Annotated in this window: 13 protein-coding genes; 8 read left to right on the top strand and 5 right to left on the bottom strand. The window is 69.8% G+C overall.

What is annotated here, in order from left to right:
* The 3 genes from K2Z83_RS09160 to K2Z83_RS09150 form a co-directional block, all read right to left on the bottom strand.
* A partial coding sequence (locus tag K2Z83_RS09160) for a gluconokinase (RefSeq protein WP_220594869.1) occupies positions 1-1,251 on the bottom strand: 1,251 nt, incomplete at its 3' end.
* Between the two features lie 75 nt (positions 1,252-1,326).
* The gene (locus K2Z83_RS09155; protein ID WP_255603615.1) at positions 1,327-1,683 is read right to left on the bottom strand and encodes a hypothetical protein; all 357 of its coding nucleotides are present in this window, start codon (positions 1,681-1,683) and stop codon (positions 1,327-1,329) included.
* Positions 1,684-1,796: 113 nt separating this feature from the next.
* A complete protein-coding gene (locus tag K2Z83_RS09150; RefSeq protein WP_220594868.1) occupies positions 1,797-2,957 on the bottom strand; it encodes an aminotransferase class I/II-fold pyridoxal phosphate-dependent enzyme in 1,161 nt (386 codons plus the stop codon).
* Between the two features lie 170 nt (positions 2,958-3,127).
* Between K2Z83_RS09150 and K2Z83_RS09145 the strand changes: the two genes are divergently transcribed.
* Entirely contained in the window at positions 3,128-5,161 is a 2,034-nt protein-coding gene (locus K2Z83_RS09145) for a glycosyltransferase family 39 protein (protein WP_220594867.1), read from the top strand.
* A 67-nt stretch (positions 5,162-5,228) separates the two neighbouring features.
* Here the strand turns inward: K2Z83_RS09145 and K2Z83_RS09140 are convergent, their stop codons facing one another.
* Positions 5,229-7,052, bottom strand: coding sequence for a histidine kinase N-terminal 7TM domain-containing protein (locus K2Z83_RS09140; RefSeq protein ID WP_220594866.1), 1,824 nt, complete (start codon positions 7,050-7,052; stop codon positions 5,229-5,231).
* A 241-nt stretch (positions 7,053-7,293) separates the two neighbouring features.
* On the opposite strand from K2Z83_RS09140, the gene uvrC reads away from it, so the two are divergent.
* The 7 genes from uvrC to K2Z83_RS09110 all read left to right on the top strand — a co-directional run bounded on the left by uvrC (position 7,294) and on the right by K2Z83_RS09110 (position 15,386).
* A complete protein-coding gene (gene uvrC / locus K2Z83_RS09135) occupies positions 7,294-8,742 on the top strand; it encodes an excinuclease ABC subunit UvrC (RefSeq protein WP_255603613.1) in 1,449 nt (482 codons plus the stop codon).
* A 14-nt stretch (positions 8,743-8,756) separates the two neighbouring features.
* Positions 8,757-9,263 (top strand): helix-hairpin-helix domain-containing protein, encoded by a 507-nt coding sequence (locus tag K2Z83_RS28895; RefSeq protein ID WP_370650117.1) that lies wholly within the window; start codon positions 8,757-8,759, stop codon positions 9,261-9,263.
* Positions 9,260-10,225: a threonine/serine dehydratase gene (locus K2Z83_RS09130; protein WP_220594865.1), complete on the top strand. Its 966-nt coding sequence runs from the start codon at positions 9,260-9,262 to the stop codon at positions 10,223-10,225. Before K2Z83_RS28895 ends, K2Z83_RS09130 begins: the two co-directional genes overlap by 4 nt.
* A gap of 6 nt (positions 10,226-10,231) precedes the next feature.
* Entirely contained in the window at positions 10,232-11,839 is a 1,608-nt protein-coding gene (locus tag K2Z83_RS09125; protein ID WP_220594864.1) for a carboxyl transferase domain-containing protein, read from the top strand.
* A 7-nt stretch (positions 11,840-11,846) separates the two neighbouring features.
* Positions 11,847-13,061 (top strand): DUF58 domain-containing protein, encoded by a 1,215-nt coding sequence (locus tag K2Z83_RS09120; RefSeq protein WP_220594863.1) that lies wholly within the window; start codon positions 11,847-11,849, stop codon positions 13,059-13,061.
* 48 nt (positions 13,062-13,109) lie between these two features.
* Positions 13,110-14,021 (top strand): pseudouridine-5'-phosphate glycosidase, encoded by a 912-nt coding sequence (locus K2Z83_RS09115; RefSeq protein ID WP_220594862.1) that lies wholly within the window; start codon positions 13,110-13,112, stop codon positions 14,019-14,021.
* Between the two features lie 324 nt (positions 14,022-14,345).
* On the top strand, positions 14,346-15,386 hold the full coding sequence (locus K2Z83_RS09110; protein ID WP_220594861.1) for a sigma-70 family RNA polymerase sigma factor: 1,041 nt from the start codon (positions 14,346-14,348) through the stop codon (positions 15,384-15,386).
* 70 nt (positions 15,387-15,456) lie between these two features.
* Here K2Z83_RS09110 and K2Z83_RS09105 read toward each other — a convergent pair whose 3' ends face one another.
* Positions 15,457-15,831: a zinc-ribbon domain containing protein gene (locus K2Z83_RS09105; RefSeq protein WP_220594860.1), complete on the bottom strand. Its 375-nt coding sequence runs from the start codon at positions 15,829-15,831 to the stop codon at positions 15,457-15,459.
* Positions 15,832-16,529: the final 698 nt, after the last annotated feature.

Genomic DNA, 16,529 nt, shown 5'->3' with positions numbered 1-16,529 from the left:
CACCGGCGAGCGCAGCAGCGCGCCGCCGCTGGCGATGATCTGGCGGGCCTCGCCCCCCGCCCCCGCCAGCCCCTCCGCGATCAGCCCGAAGCGGTAGGCCACCGACTCCATAGCGGCCCGCAGGATCTCCTGCGGCGTGGTGTCAAGCGTGATCCCGTGGATGCTGGCCTTCGCGTCGCCGGCCCACCCCGGGCTGCGCTCGCCGGCGATGAAGGGCAGCATCGTCAGCCCGTGCCCGTCGGGCGGCAGCACACCCATCGCCGCATCGCTCTCTTCGTCTAGTCGCAGCGACCCGTGCAGCCAGGCGTAGAGGTTCCCGCCCTCGCTGGTCGCCCCGCCCAGCAGCGCCGCCCGCCGGTCTACCCGGTAGGCCCACAGGCCCGCCGGGATGGCCGGCACCTCCGGGACAACGATCCTCAGCGCCCCGGTTGTGCCGACGGTCAGCGCGATTCGGCCCGCGTCAACGCAGCCGCTGCCCAGGTTCGCCGCTGCCCCGTCGCCGATGGCCGGGAGCCAGGGCACGCCCGCGAGGGCCGGCCAGCGCGCCGCGAAGGGCTGCGCCAGCCCCTCTAGCCGCTCGCCCACGTCGGCCAGCGGCGCGAGCTGATCCGCCGAGATGCCCAGATCGTCCAGCAGCCCCGCGTCCCACTCCAGGCTGTGCCGGTTGAGCAAGCCGCCCCACGAGGCCACCGAGTGGCTCACCCGCCGCCGCCCGAAGAGCCGCAGCTCCAGGTACTCGCCCAGGCTGGTCCACCCCCGCGCCCGCCGCCAGATGTCGGGCCGGGTGCGGCGCAGCCAGGCCAGGCGCGCCGGCCAGTAGCTTGTGCGCAGCAGGCACCCGCTGCGCTCGTGGATCACGCGCTCGTCTAGGCGCTCGCGCAGGGCCGCCGCATCCTGGGCGTTGCGCGTATCGGCGTAGCTGATCACCGGCGTCAGCGGGCGCCCCTCGCCATCGAGGGCCAGGAACGTCGAGGCCATGCTGGAGATGGCCACGGCGCCGATCGGGCGGCCAGAGGGCGTGATCTGGCCGAGCAGCGCGTCGAGGCAGCGGCATACGCGATCCATGGCTGCCTCAGGGTCGTCCTCCGATGCGCCGTCGCGCGTGCTCGTCAGCTCATAGGGCTCCTGGGTGCCCACGCTCGCCACCCGCCGGCCCCTCCCGTCGTAGAGCAGCGCCCGCGCCGACGAGGAGCCGATGTCGAGCGTGATCACCAGCGGGGCGACGGCTTGATCGAGACTAATGTCGGCCATAAGCCCCTGTCCCCTGCCCCCTGTCCCCTGTCCCCTGTCCCCTGTCCCCTGTCCCCTGTCCCCTGTCCCCTGCGCTCAGCTCACCATCATCACGATCGGGATGATCAGCACGGCGGCGACCAGCAGCAGCAGGACGAGCAGCTTGAGCTGCTCGGCGGAGCGGCGGCGGGCGAGCTCCTGGCGGGCCTCGGGGGCGTAGGGCACATTGGGCTGCTCGCTCATCAGCACCTCGCTGAGGCCGGCGGGGTTCGTGGTCAGCGTCCGCCAGAGCGTCGACACCAGCTCGCCCATCGTCACCAGGGGCGGCGCCCAGTAGGCCTCCTCCGGGCGGAGCGGCCTCCCGGTGATGGCGCAGCGGACCTCGCCATCGATATGCACGGAGCTCGTCTCCGGGCCCGCCGTCTGCGGCGGGCTGCTCAGCTCAACCGGCATGGGAACCTCCTTTGCGCGTTGGGTCAGATGCAATAGATGCACGCGTCGATGGCGCCAGTGCGGCAACGCTGCCTTAGTGTACCCTCTGCTGATAACCGAAAGGCTGCGCCGCGCTAGGAGACGCGGCGCACGAAGCGCTCGATCCGCTCCAGGGCCTCCTCGATCTTATCCATGGACGTGGCGTAGCAGGCGCGCACGTGGCCGGCCCCGCTCGGCCCGAAGGCGTCGCCGGGGACGACGGCCACCTGCTCCTCCATCAGCAGCCTGTCACAGAACTGGTCGCTGCTCAGGCCGAGGTGGGCGACTGACGGGAAGGCGTAGAAGGCCCCCTGGGGCTCGAAGGTCGGCAGGCCGATGCTGTTCAGCCCGCCGACGATCACCTTGCGGCGGCGGTCGTACTCGGCACACATCTCCCGCACGCTGGGCTCGCCGAAGCGCAGGGCCTCCAGGCCGGCGTACTGGCTCATGGTCGGCGCCGACATGATCGCGTACTGGTGTACCTTGCGCACGGCGGCGGTGATGTCGGCCGGCGCGGCCAGCCAGCCCAGGCGCCAGCCGGTCATCGCGTAGGCCTTCGAGAAGCCGCCCAGCAGGATCGTCCGCTCGCGCATGCCGGGCAGGGCCGCGAAGCATACGTGCTCCACGCCGTAGACCAGCCGGTCGTAGATCTCGTCCGAGATCACCAGCAGGTCGTGGCGCTCGGCCACCGCGGCGACCTCAAGCATACGCTCGCGGCTCATCACGGCGCCGGTGGGGTTGTTGGGGTAGCCGATCAGGATAGCCCGCGTGCGCGGGGTGATCGCCGCCTCAAGGGCCGCCGCGCTGACCTGGAAGCCGTCGGCCACGCTGGTCGGCACATATACCGGCACCGCGTCGGCGAAGGTGACGCAGGCCGGGTAGGCGACGAAGCAGGGCTCGGGGACGAGCACCTCGTCGCCGGGGTTGAGCACCGCCAGGGCCGCGCCGAGCATGGCCTCGCTCACGCCCACCGTCATCAGCAGCTCGTTCTCGGCGTCGTAGTCGGCGCCGTAGCGCGCGTTGAGGTGGGCGGCCAGAGCCACCCGCAGCTCCTTGAGGCCCGAGTTCGAGGTGTAGGCGGTGGTCTGATCGACCGAGCGCTGGCCGGCGGCGCGGATGTCGGCGGGGGTGATGAAGTCCGGCTCGCCGACGCCGAGCGAGATCACGTCGGGCATGGTGGCGGCGATATCGAAGAAGCGGCGGATGCCGGAGGGGGGGACGGCGTTGACGCGGCGCGAGATCCGATCGGGCGACATGGGGGCTCCTGTCTGCTTGGCGCGCCCGCGCGACATTGAGCGGGCGCAGATTATCTTACCATAGGCGATTCTCACCCGCTAGGTTGGCGGGGATGACCCTGGTACTATTATAGGCGCGGGCCGAGAAACGTTTGCTGAGGGGGGCCGCCCGCCGTGGTACTATGGCCCCGATGAACACACTCCCTGAAGCGAAGGGCCGCGCCTGGCGCTGGCGGCTGCTCGTCGGGCTGATCGCCGTGGGCGCGCTGCTGCTGCGGGTGCTCACCATCCGCCAGAGCTTGCCCTACGTCGACCACCCCGACGAGCCCAACCCGATCAACTATGTGATCGACATGCTGCGCACGGGCGACCCGAACCAGCACTTCTTCCAGAAGCCCTCGCTCTTCGTCTACCTGCTGCTTAGCGCCCTGAGCCTCCACTACCGGCTGGGCGTCGCCGCCGGCACCTACGGCGACCTGAGCCAGATGACGGTCACGACCTACGTGGTGACGACGCTGCCGGGCTTCTTCGTGGTCTCGCGCTGGGTCTCGGCCACCATCGGGGCGCTCACCACCATGGCGGCATTCAGCCTGGGGGCGCGCGGCTGGGGCCGGGGCCCCGGGCTGGTCGGGGCGCTGCTGGTGGCCCTGCTGCCCTACCACCTGAAGTTCTCGCAGTGGGCGACCACCGATGTCACGGCCTCCTTCCTGGCATGCCTGAGCCTCGGCGCGGCCATCCTGGCCGCCGACACCAACCGCTGGCGGGCCTTCATCGTGGCCGGGGCCTTCGCCGGGCTGGCCGCCTCCGCCAAGTACAACGCCGGGCTCGTCGCCGGGGCGATTGTGGTCGCTGCCGTGCTTGCCAAAAACGACGAACAAAGCGATGAGAAAGCTCTGCTTTCTCATCGCTTTGTTCGTCAAATTTCTCGTCTCTGCGCTGCGGGTCTCTCTGCGATCGTCTGCTTTGTGGCCGGCACGCCCTACGCGCTGCTGCGCTTCGGCGAGGTGGGCGGCGGGGTGGTGCGGCAGTGGGGCAACTACAGCGGGGCGAACGGGCAGTACCGCGGCGCGTGGAACGTCGGCGGCTATGTCGAGTTCTTCCTGTTCGAGGGGCTGAGCCCGCTGCTCTGCCTCGCCGTGCTGGCCGGGCTGATCCTGCTGGGCCGCCGCCGCCCGCGCGCCCTGGCGGTCTGGCTGGGCTTCGCCCTGCCCTCGCTGCTGCTTCACCTCTCGCGGCCGAGCCACTTCATGCAGAACATGCTGCCGCTGCTGGTGGCCTGCGCCCTGCCCGTGGGCGTCGCCGTGGTCGAGTCCGGCCGCCTGGGCGCCCGGCGCGGCCCGCGCGCCGGCGTGGCGGCCACCTGCGTGGCCGCCGCCGCCCTGCTGCTGCCCGCCGCGCTCACCAGCGCGACCTATGTGGGCCGCCAGGCCGGCGGCGACACCCGCGTGCAGCTGATCGCCTGGATCGACGCGAACGTGCCGCCGGGGACGCGCATCGCCGCCGAGCTGAAGCCGGTGCCCGGCCCCACCGAGCAGCGCTGGACCGATGTGCCGACGATGGCCACCCACGACCTGGCCTGGTACCGCGCCCAGGGCTACGCCTACCTGGTGCTCTCATCGAAGCGCTGGGGCCAGCTCACGCCGCCGCCCGCGTACGACACGCTGCTCAGCGCGGGCATAACGGCAGCGTTCGGCTCCGATAACCGCAACGATGTGCTCGGCTCGCGGCTGCTGGTGATCGCCACCGGCCTCTCGCCCGCCGACGTGCCCCTGCCCGTGTCGGGCGACCTGCGCTTCGGCGGGGCGCGCCTGCTCGGCGTCGCCATCGGCGACCCCTCGGCCGACGGGGCGCCGCCGATGCTCGTGCCGGGCGCACCGCTCAGGCCCGGCGGCGTCCTCGGCCTGCGCACCTTCTGGCAGGTCGAGCAGCCCCTCGCCGACGACCGCTACATCTTCGTCCATCTGGTCGACGCCGGCGGCGGCGTGCCCACCCAGCGCGACGCGCCGCCCTGGCAGGGCCGCTTCCCCACCAGCTCCTGGCGCGCGGGGACGATGGTGGTGGACGCCAACGATGTCTACCTGCCGCCGGGCCTGCCCCCCGGCGACTACCGCGTGGTGGTTGGCATGTTCGCCCCGGACAGCTTCGCCCGGCCGCCCGTCACCCTCAACGGCGAGCCGGTGCCGCTCGGCGAGTACGAGGTCGCCACGATCACGGTGGTGCCCTGAGCTGCATTGCAGATTGCAGATTGAGCGCGGCGATTCTGCGGCATCAAATCTGCAATCTGCAATCGCACTACGCCAGCTCCCCCTCGGCGGGCCGCGCGGCCAGATCGGCCGGGCCGCCCATCGGCAGGCGAACCGTCATCGTCGTGCCGCACCCGAGGGCGCTCGTCGCCTCGATGTCGCCGCCCATATCTATGCAGAAGCGCCGGCAGATCGCCAGGCCGACCCCGGCCCCGCCGAACTTCCGCCGCTTCGCGATATCCGGCTCGGCGAAGATCTCGAAGATCTTGCCCAGCTCGTCGGGGGCGATGCCGACGCCGGTGTCGATCACCGAGAAGATCGCGTACGCGCCGGCCTCGCCGCCCACGCACCGGCCCTCCAGGGTGATCGTGCCACCCTCGGTGAACTTGGCGGCGTTATCGAGCAGGTTCAGCAGCACCTGGCGCAGCCGCGCCCGGTCGGCCTGAAACACTGTGGCGGGATCATCGACCCGCACCAGCAGCGCATTGCCCTTGCGGGCGGCCGTCGCGCGCATCGAGTCGGCCAGCTCGGCGAGCAGTTCGCCCAGGGCTATCGGCGCGAGCCGGATGCGGCTGTCCTGAGCCTCGATCTGCGCGAGCTGGAGCAGGTTGGCGATCATGCGCAGCAGGTGCTCACCGGCATGCTCGATCATGTCCAGGTCGAGCAGGGCCTGCTCGACCTCGCCCTGCTCGACCTCCAGCCGCATCAGCTGGCAGTAGCCCATGATCGCGCTGAGCGGGGTGCGCAGCTCGTGGCTCATGTTGGCCAGGAAGGCGCTCTTGGCCCGGCTGGCCATCTCGGCCGCGTCTCTGGCCGCCCGCAGATCGGCTTCGGCCGCCTTGCGCTCGGTGATGTCGTGCCAGACGATCACCCGCCCGCGCAGGTTGCCGCGCCTGTTGTAGAGCGGCGAGATGCGCAGGTCGAGCCAGCGGCTCGCCCCCTCGGGCATAGCCACCTCCAGCTCATCGCTCAGGGGCTTGATCTGCTGGTAGCGATCGATCAGGTGGGGCCAGCGGCTGAAGACCTCGCGCGCGGGCACGCCGATGATTGAGCCCCGCACGCTCCCCAGGTCGCGCTGGGCCGCCGGGTTGAGGTCGGCCACGCGGTTCTGCACGTCGATCACCACCACCCCGTCGCTGAGCTGCCCGAAGACCATGCTGTAGGCGATCGGCAGCAGGTCGAACAGGCGCAGCCGATAGATGCCGAGGGTGATCGCCAGCCCGGAGATCGTCGACGAGACCGGCGTCAGGTCGAGGTAGCCCCAGGGGCTGAGGCCGGAGAGGTAGAGCGCGTTGCCGCCCCAGATCGCCACGATCGCCACCAGCAGCGCGGCGGTGGAGCCCCGGTAGGCCTGCGGCGCGCGCAGGATGCTCTGGAGGAGCAGCCACGTGGCCCCCGTGACACAGACATAGGAGTAGGTGATAAAGGCCCAGAAGAGCGGCCCGTAGGAGAACTTCAGGATGCTGACCGACCCGCTCGCCACCCAGCGCATCTCGCTCCAGTAGAGCCGGTGCAGGTCGTTCGACCAGACGGCCAGCAGGGTCAGGGCGGGGAAGGCCGCGAGGAACAGCCAGCGCCGCCCGGCCAGCCAGCCGTCGCGGCCGGTGTAGCGCGCGGCGAAGACCAGCAGCATCGTCGGCACGCCGGCGATGCAGATATACTCGATCTTGGCCCACGTCAGGGCGACGGCGAATTCCGCGCTGCTCAGCTCAAGGGCGTAGAGCCAGGACCAGAGGCCGCTCAGGAGAGCCAGCGCGGCGATCTCGACGGCGCCCTGGGCGGACCTCCAGCGCCACGCGAGCGCGCAGGTGATCAGCGCGACGACACCTGAGATGGCGAGGGCGGGGAGGTACGGGGAGATCTGCCAGTCCATAGGTGCGTCCTGTCAGGCGACCGGTGGGGGTGTGCTGGGCGAAAGGCATAGCGGTAGCCTACCACATGAACGCGACTCTTGGGATTCTCGCATGACGGCGAGCGCCACGTTGCGCCATCGTCACGCCCGCCCCCCGCCGTCCCATGATGCTATAATGTTCTCATCGGAGCCACGCATATCCCGCAGGCCAGGGAGGCTCGCAGGGAGGGCAATGCCATCCCTTGACCTCCCCCATGGAGCTATGGACTTCTCCTACACCGCCATCGCCGACCCCGCCGCCTTCGAGGAGCGCCTCAGGGGCGTCCCCGAGCTCCCCGGCGTCTACCTCTGGAAGGGCGCCGACGGCAGGCTGCTCTACGTCGGCAAGAGCAAGAAGCTGCGCGACCGCATGCGCTCCTACTTCGGCTCGCCCAAGGGCCTGAGCGGCAAGACCCGCCGCCTCGTCAGCCACATCGCCACCTTCGACATCATCATCACCCAGAGCGAGCTTGAGGCCCTGCTGCTTGAGATGAACCTGATCAAGGAGCACCGCCCGCCCTATAACATCCTGCTCAAGGACGATAAGACCTACCCCTTCATCAAGGTCACGCTGCAGGACGAGTGGCCGCGCATCTTCTCCACCCGCAGCGTCGCCGATGACGGCGCGCGCTACTTCGGCCCCTACGCCAGCGCCGGCTCGGTCTACAAGACGCTCGACCTGCTCAACCGGCTCTTCGCCTTCCGGCCCTCGAACAACTGCTCCGACAGCTGGTTCCACGAGCACCGCCGCAAGGGCCGGCCCTGCACCTACTACCAGATGCGCCGCTGCCTCGGCCCCTGCGTGCCCGGCCTGGTCTCCCAGGAGGACTACCGCCAGGCCGTCGATGCGGTCTGCCGCTTCCTGGAGGGCAAGAGCGAGCAGATCGTGCGCGATATCCGCCGCCAGATGGAGCAGGCCGCCGAGGACCTCAACTTCGAGCGGGCCGCCATCCTGCGCGACCGCATCGTGGCGATCGAGAAGATCATGGAGCGCCAGCAGGTGCTGCGCACGGTGGACACCGACCAGGACGTGATCGCCTTCGCCCGCGAGGAGGGCAGCGCCGTGGTGCAGGTGCTCTTCATCCGCGGCGGCAAGCTGGTCAACGCCGAGCCCTTCACCCTCCAGGGCACCGAGGACGAGAGCGACTCGGCCCTGCTCGGCTCCTTCCTCACCCAGTTCTACAACAACGCGCCGAACATCCCGCCCAACCTGCTGCTCGCCGACCACATCGAGGAGCCGATGATCATCGCCTCCTGGCTCGGCCAGAAGAGCGGCCACAAGGTCGAGATCGGCGTGCCCCGCCGCGGCGAGAAGAAGCAGCTGATCGATCTGGCCGCGCAGAACGCCCGCCAGAAGCTCCAGGAGCTGCGCGCCCAGTGGCTCAACTCCGAGCAGCGCGCCGTCGCCGGCCTCTCCGAGCTGCGCGACCTGCTCGACCTGCCGGATATGCCGCAGCGCATCGAGTGCTACGATATCTCCAACACCCAGGGCAAGCAGAGCGTGGCCAGCATGGTCGTCTTCGAGCGCGGCGAGCCCAAGGTGGGCGCCTACCGCCGCTTTATGATCAAGACCGTCGAGGGCGCCAACGATGTGGCCTCCATCCACGAGGTGATCACGCGGAGGTTTAAGCGGGCCGCCGAGGAATTAGGGGACGGGGGACAGGAGATATAGAGACCCAAGATCAAGTGCAGATCAGCGTCGATAATAATTCCGCTGTTCCCTCTACCCTGTCCCCTGTCCCCTCGAAATGGGCCGACCTGCCCGACCTGGTGCTGATCGACGGCGGGCGAGGCCAGCTCAACGCCGCCCTCGACGCCCTGCGCGCGCTCAAGTTCGACCACATCCCCGTCGTCGGCGTGGCCAAGGGCGTCGACCGCAACCGCTTCGACCTGGTGCGCCCCGACCAGGAGCAGCTGATCGTGCTCGCCCGCGATAGCAAGGCCCTCGGCATCGTGCAGCGCGCCGATGAGGAGGCCCACCGCTTCGCGATCACCTACCACCGCAAGCTGCGCGGCAAGGCCGTCTTCGCCTCGCCCCTGGAGGACATCCCCGGCATCGGCCCCAAGCGGAAGAAGGCGCTGCTGAAGGCCTTCGGCTCGCTCGACGGCATCCGCAAGGCCAGCGTCGAGGAGCTGGCCGCCGTCCAGGGCATGACCAAGAAGGCCGCCGAGGAGCTTAAAGGACTGCTATGAGCGATCTCTCCCTGTCCGACATCCGCGCCGCCGCCGCGCGGATCGCGCCCTATATCATCCGCACGCCCCTGCTGCCCAGCCGCGCCCTCAGCGATCTGCTCGGCGCCCGCGTCTCGCTCAAGTACGAGTTTCTCCAGGAGACCTCCTCGTTCAAGCCGCGCGGGGCCTTCCACAAGATCCTCGGCCTGGACGACACGGCCCGCGCCCGCGGGCTGCTGGCGGTCAGCGGGGGCAACCACGGCAAGGGCGTGGCCTTCGCCGCCCGCCAGCTCGGCCTGAGCGCGCGGATCATTATGTTTGAGAGCACCGCGCCCTCGGCCGTGGCCGCCGCCCGCGCCTACGGCGCGCAGGTCGACCTGCTGCCCAACGCGGCCGCCGGATTCGCCCGCGCCGGCGAGCTAGAGGCCGAGGGCTACAGCTTCATCCACCCCTTCGCCGACCCCGAGGTCGTCGCCGGCCAGGGCACCCTCGGCCTGGAGATCCTCGCCGACGCGCCCGATGTCACCGACGTGATCGCCAGCATCGGCGGCGGCGGCATGATCGGCGGCGTGGCCATGGCGATCAGGGAGCGGCGCCCCGAGACGCGGATCTGGGGCGTCGAGACGGTCGGCGCCGACGCGATGAGCCAGGCTCTCGCCGCCGGCCAGATCGTCCATCTGCCGGCGATCACCTCGATCGCCGCCACCCTTGGCGCGCCCTCGGTCAGCGAGCTGACCCTCAGCCTGGCCCAGCGCTACCTTGAGGAGGTGCTGGTGCGCCCCGACGCCGATGCCGTGGCCGACATGGTCTGGCTGCTCGACAGCGCCAAAGTGCTGGTCGAGCCGTCCGCCGCCGTCACCCTCAGCGCCGCCCGCCAGCTGCGCGGGCGGATCACCCCCGGCGGCCACCTGGTGCTCATCCTCTGCGGGGCCAGCATCAGCCTGGCTGAGATGATGCGCTACCGCGAGCAGTTTAGGGTATAACCAAAGATGTCCCTCATACACTCCCACATCAACACCCACGGTGAGGAGTTCCTCGCCAACGCCGCCCACCACCGCGCCCTGGCCGACGAGCTGCGCGCCCTGCGCGAGCGGGCCGCCCTCGGCGGCAGCGCCGATTCCCGCGCCCGCCACAGCGAGCGCGGCAAGCTGCTGCCCCGCGAGCGCGTCGACACCCTGCTCGACGAGGGCAGCGCCTTCCTGGAGATCGGCGCCCTGGCCGCCCACGGCGTCTACCCCGACGAGGTGCCCGGCGCCGGCATGGTCGCCGGGGTCGGCCGCGTCTCCGGGCGCGAGTGCGTGATCATCGCCAACGACGCCACCGTCAAGGGCGGCACCTACTACCCGCTCACCGTCAAGAAGCACCTGCGGGCCCAGGAGATCGCCCAGGAGAACCTGCTGCCCTGCATCTACCTGGTGGACAGCGGCGGGGCCTTCCTGCCCATGCAGGATGAGGTCTTCCCCGACCGCGAGCACTTCGGGCGGATCTTCTACAACCAGGCCCAGATGTCGGCGCGCGGCATCCCGCAGATCTCCGCCGTGATGGGCAACTGCACCGCCGGCGGGGCCTATGTGCCCGCCATGTCCGACGAGGTGGTGATCGTCAAGGGCACCGGCACGATCTTCCTCGGCGGCCCGCCGCTGGTCAAGGCCGCCACCGGCGAGGAGGTCAGCGCCGAGGACCTGGGCGGGGCCGATGTCCACACCCGCGTCTCCGGCGTGGCCGACCACTTTGCGGAGGACGACCGCGAGGCCCTGGCGATCGTGCGCGACATCGTGGCCAACCTCGGCCCGCGCCGCGCCGCGCCCTGGGAGCTGCGCCCGCCCGAGGAGCCGCGCTACGACCCGAGCGAGATCTACGGCGTGATCCCGCGCGACTCCCGCAAGTCCTACGATGTGCGCGAGGCGATCACCCGCCTGGTGGACGGCAGCCGGCTCCACGAGTTCAAGGCCCGCTACGGCACCACCCTGGTCTGCGGATTCGCCCAGATCATGGGCATGCCGGTGGGAATCCTGGCCAACAACGGCATCCTCTTCAGCGAGAGCGCGCTCAAGGGGGCCCACTTCATCGAGCTCTGCTGCGCGCGCGGCACCCCGCTGATCTTCCTGCAGAACATCACCGGCTTCATGGTCGGCCGCCAGTACGAGAACGGCGGCATCGCCAAGGACGGGGCCAAGCTGGTCACGGCGGTGAGCTGCGCCAATGTGCCCAAGTTCACCGTGGTGATCGGCGGCTCCTTCGGGGCCGGCAACTACGGCATGTGCGGGCGGGCCTACCAGCCCCGCCAGCTCTGGATGTGGCCCAACGCCCGCATCAGCGTGATGGGCGGCCCCCAGGCGGCCAACGTCCTGCTGACGGTGCGACGCGACAACCTGATCGCCAGGGGCGCCGACATGAGCCCCGAGGAGCAGGAGGTCTTCAAGGCACCCATCCTAGAGAAGTACGAGCGCGAGGGCAGCCCCTACTACTCCACCGCCCGCCTCTGGGACGACGGCGTGATCGACCCGGCCGACACCCGCATGGTACTGGCCCTCGGCCTCGCCGCCGCCGCCAACGCCCCGGTGGAGAAGACCACCTTCGGGGTGTTCCGCATGTGAATTATGAATGTTGAATTCAACATTCAACATTCAACATTCAACATTCAACATTCGTATGGCCGACCTTCGCGTCCTCACCCTGGTCCTACTCGCCGTGGCGGCCGCGCTGCGCAGCGAGATCTTCTTCTACCTGCTCTACATGCTGGTGGGATTCCAGGCGGTGGCATGGCTCTGGGTGCGCCAGGTGTCGCGCGGGCTGCGCTGGGCGCGCGAGGTGCCGGCGACCGCCTTCCCCGGCGAGCCGGTCGACATCCAGATCGCGATCAGCAACCACAGCCTGCTGCCCATGCCCTGGCTGTCGATCTACGAGAGCGTGCCGCCGGCCCTGCGCACCCTTCCCGCCGTGCGGCGGGTCGTCTCCCTGGGCGCGGGCGAGCGGCGCGTGGTGAGCTACACCGTGCAGGGCCAGCGCCGCGGCCTCTACCGGCTCGGCCCGCTGCGCCTACAGACCGGCGACGTGCTCGGCCTGCGCGAGCAGCCGCTCTCCAGCGGCGGCACCGACGCCCTGGTGATCCTGCCGCAGGTGCTGCCCCTGGCCGAGCTGGGCCTGCCCGCCGCCCTGCCCTTCGGCGCGCGGGCCGCGCCCCGCAGCCTCTTCACCGACCCGGCCCGCCCGGTCGGCGTGCGCGACTACCAGGCCGGCGACGCGATGCGCCAGATCGACTGGAAGAGCAGCGCCCGCATCGGCGCGCTCCAGGTGCGCCGCCAGCAGCCGGCCATCGCCCGCGAGACGCTCGTCGCCCTCGCATTCAGCCACGCCGAGTACCCCAGCCGCTACAGCTACGACGCCCAGGAGCGGGCGGTGGTCGCCGCCGCCTCGATCATCGCCGACCTGATCGGCCGCCGGCTGCCGGCGGGGCTCTGTAGCAGCGGGCGCGACCCGCTCACCGACGGGCTGGCCGCGACGATCGGCCCCGGCGACGGCCGCGCCCACCTGCTCGCCATGCTGCGCCTGCTCGGCAGGCTTGAGGCTCCGGCCGAGGGCGACATCGCGGCGGCCCTGAGCCGTGCCAGCGCCGGCCTGAGCTGGGGCAGCACCGTCGTCCTGATCTGTCTGCGCGCCGGCCCCGACACCATCGAGCGGCTGCTGCCCCTGCGCCGGCGCGGCCTGCTCATCGCCCTGGTCCTCATCGACGGCGAGCCCGATGATCTCACCCTCGCCCGCCGCCACGGCATGCACCCGTACACTGTCACCCGCGCCGGCGCCCCCGTCGAGCCGTAGGGCGCAGCAGCGCCGCGCTGCTGCGCCCTACCACCATGGAGAACGCCCATGCTCCGCATCTCATCCGAGATCGCCGCCGCCCTCGACGAGGGCCGGCCCGTCGTCGCCCTAGAGAGCACCGTGATCAGCCACGGGCTGCCCTACCCGCAGAACCTGGAGCTCGCCCGCGCCATGGAGGACGAGGTGCGCGCCGCCGGTGCCGTGCCCGCCACCGTCGGCGTGTGCGCCGGCGTGCCCACCGTCGGCATGGCCGCCGACGAGATCGAGCGCTTCGCCACTCGCTCGGCCCAGGTGCGCAAGCTCAGCCGGCGCGATGTGGCCGCCGCCATCGCCCAGGCCGCCGACGGCGCGACCACCGTGGCCGCCACCATGGCCCTCGCCGCCGCCGCCGGGGTCGAGGTCTTCGCCACGGGCGGCATCGGCGGCGTCCACCGCGGCGCCGAGACCACCTGGGATATCTCGGCCGACCTGACCGAGCTCGCCCGCACGCCGGTGCTCGTCGTCTGCGCCGGGGCGAAGGCCATCCTCGATCTGCCGGCGACCATCGAGTACCTGGAGACCCTCGGCGTGCCGCTGGTGGGCCTGGGCACCGACGAGTTCCCGGCCTTCTACAGCCGCAGCAGCGGCCTGCCGGTGCCCTCGCGCGCCGACACCCCGGCCGACGCCGCCCGGATCTGGGCCGCCCAGCGTCAGCATGTCGCCGTCGCCGCGCCGGGCGGCCTGCTGCTCTGCGTGCCCCCGCCCGCCGAGGTCGCCCTGGATCGCGCCGAGGTCGAGGTCGCCATCGGCCGCGCCCTGGCTCGGGCGGCGTCCGCCGGCGTCCGCGGCCCCGCCGTGACGCCCTTCCTGCTCGCGGCGATGGCCGAGGAGACCCACGGCGAGAGCATCGCCACAAACGTGGCCCTGCTGCGCCAGAACGCCCGCGTCGCCGGCCAGGTGGCCGCCCAGCTGCGCCGGTGACGGCGCGGGCGGATGGTGCGGTTTCGCCGCGCCATCCGCCCGCGCCCAGTCATATTTTCAGATCTAATCTTTGCCCCGCAGGGGCCAGCGCCCGATACTGTTGACAAAAACCAACACTTGACAAATTGCGTTATTATATCTATACTTTTAATCGCACCTATCAGCCGCGAGGCTGCATATGGAGCATCCACAATAGAGCGCCCATCACGCGCTTAACCCAGCTTTGTTGAGTGCAACTGAAGACCTGCTTAAAGGGCGCAGCTCCTCCTCTTCGGGGAGGGGCCGTCTTGTGTCTCTTGCAGCTAGGCTAGGAGCACAGAACCGATGCTCAAGCGAACAAAAACGCTTTGGGGAATGACGAATTCGCCGGAAATGGGTCACGAGCTCGATAGTGATCGGCTGACCGAGGGCGACGACGTGACCAGCGAGCCGACAGAGCACACCCGGAACGTCGAGCCAACGCCCGACGCCGTACAGCATTACCTCCAGGAGATCGGCAAGGTCTCCCTGCTCACCGCCAGCGAGGAGGTGGAGCTCTCTGAGCGGATCGAGCGCGGCGACGAGGCCGAGGACCGGCTCGACTCCGCCGAGGAGATCAGCACGCCCCTGCGGCGCGCCCTTGAGCACGACGTGGAGCGCGGCAATGACGCGCGGCGACACCTGATCCAGGCGAACCTACGCCTCGTGGTGAGCATCGCCAAGAAGTACGTCGGACGAGGCCTCTCCCTGCTCGACCTCATCCAGGAGGGCAACATCGGCCTGATGCGCGCCGTCGAGAAGTTCGACCACCGCAAGGGCAACCGCTTCAGCACCTACGCGACCTGGTGGATCCGCCAGGCCGTCACCCGCTCGATCGCCGAGCAGGGGCGCACCATCCGCCTGCCCGTCCACATGAGCGAGTCGGTCAGCCAGGTCAAGCGCACCTCCGAGCGGCTCTCGCAGTCGCTGGAGCGCCAGCCCACCGCCGAGGAGATCGCCCTCGCGCTCGGCCAGCCGATCGAGCGTATCGAGCGCGTGCTTGAGGCGGCCCGCCGCCCCGTCTCCCTGGAGACGCCGGTGGGCGATGAGGGCGAGCACACGTTGGGCGACTTCCTGCCCGACGACGACCTGCCGACTCCCGGCGACTTCGCCTCGGCCCAGCTGCTCCGCCGCGACCTATCGGCCGCGCTGGATCACCTCAACGAGCGCGAGCGCCGGATCATCGACCTGCGCTATGGCCTGGAGGATGGGCGTCGGCGCACCCTTGAGGAGGTCGGCCGCGCCCTCGGGATGACCCGCGAGCGCGCCCGCCAGATCGAGGCCGAGGCCCTGCGCCGCCTGCGCAGCCCCGATGTTGGGCAGCACCTGCGCGACTATCTGGAGTAGGCGCGCGAGAGACACACAGCGATGGGGCCGGCGTTCGCCGGCCCCATCGCTGTGTGTCTGAGATCAGATGCTAGTAGCGCGGGCGCGAGCCGCCGCCACCGCCGGCGCTGCCGCCGCGCATCTGGTCGAAGCAGTCGCTACAGTAGACGGGCTTTGTGCCGCGGGGGACGAAGGGCACCGTCGTCTCCTGGCCGCAGTTGGCGCAGGTGACCTTGTACGACACCCGCTCGCGCGGGGCGCCTGGGGCGAAGGACGATGAACGCGGGGCACGGTCATCGCGGGGGCCGCCGGAGCCCGCCTGGGCCTTGCGGTTCTGCCGGCACGAGGGGCAGCGCGTCGGCTCGTTCACGAATCCCTTTGATGCGTAGAACTCCTGCTCGCCAGCAGTAAACACGAAGTCCATCCCACAATCCCGACAGGTCAGGGTCTTGTCCGCGAAGCTCATGGCTCGCCACTCCTTGAAATGGGTCTATCGCCGAGGTTGGTCCGCGCCTAGGTAGCGAGCAGATTTGCCGATCCCGTCCCGCAAAGGATCGAAGGAGCCGAGTGTGCCGTTCGCGTGTGCCAAAGCCGTCCCAGATAGTCTCTCATTATACGCCTTTTTTACCTGTCTGCAAGAGGCACTTTGGGGCTTTCCCATGCCCGACATAGCGGCTTCCGGGAACAACGAGCGGTGAGGCACATGCCTCACCGCTCGCTGTAGTCAGGAAATTCTGTTGTCAGCAATAACACTGCGCACGGTGAGGGAGAGCGAAGCTCTCCCTCAGAAAAGCGGTAGACAAGGTTTCAGAAGGGCGGGGCCAACATAACAGTTGGCCCCACCCGCAGACAGCAAAACATGTCCAGGACATCGCCGCCGCCTCCGACAACGGCTGAGATACCGCTGGTGGCATGACCTCAACCTGTGACGGCTCCCAAGCGTAAACGCTTGGGCTTCAAGGGTCTTGCACCCGTGCTGTGCCGCCCCACAGCCATTGGTTACGAGCTCGGCAGAACGTTTTACGCAGCGCGCCAGTGACGTTATGCGCTGCAACCGCCCGAACGTTCACTTGTGCATGTGCCATTCGCTATCAGGTAGAATAGTACGTATGTTCGCTACTGTCAAGAGGCTGAAGCCGCTGGGGGGGCACGAATCTTCTTGCA

Source organism: Oscillochloris sp. ZM17-4, from assembly GCF_019599295.1.
Taxonomy (GTDB): domain Bacteria; phylum Chloroflexota; class Chloroflexia; order Chloroflexales; family Chloroflexaceae; genus Oscillochloris.
Note: the sequence above shows the minus strand (reverse complement) of the source record. Positions and strands in the feature narration are given on the sequence as shown.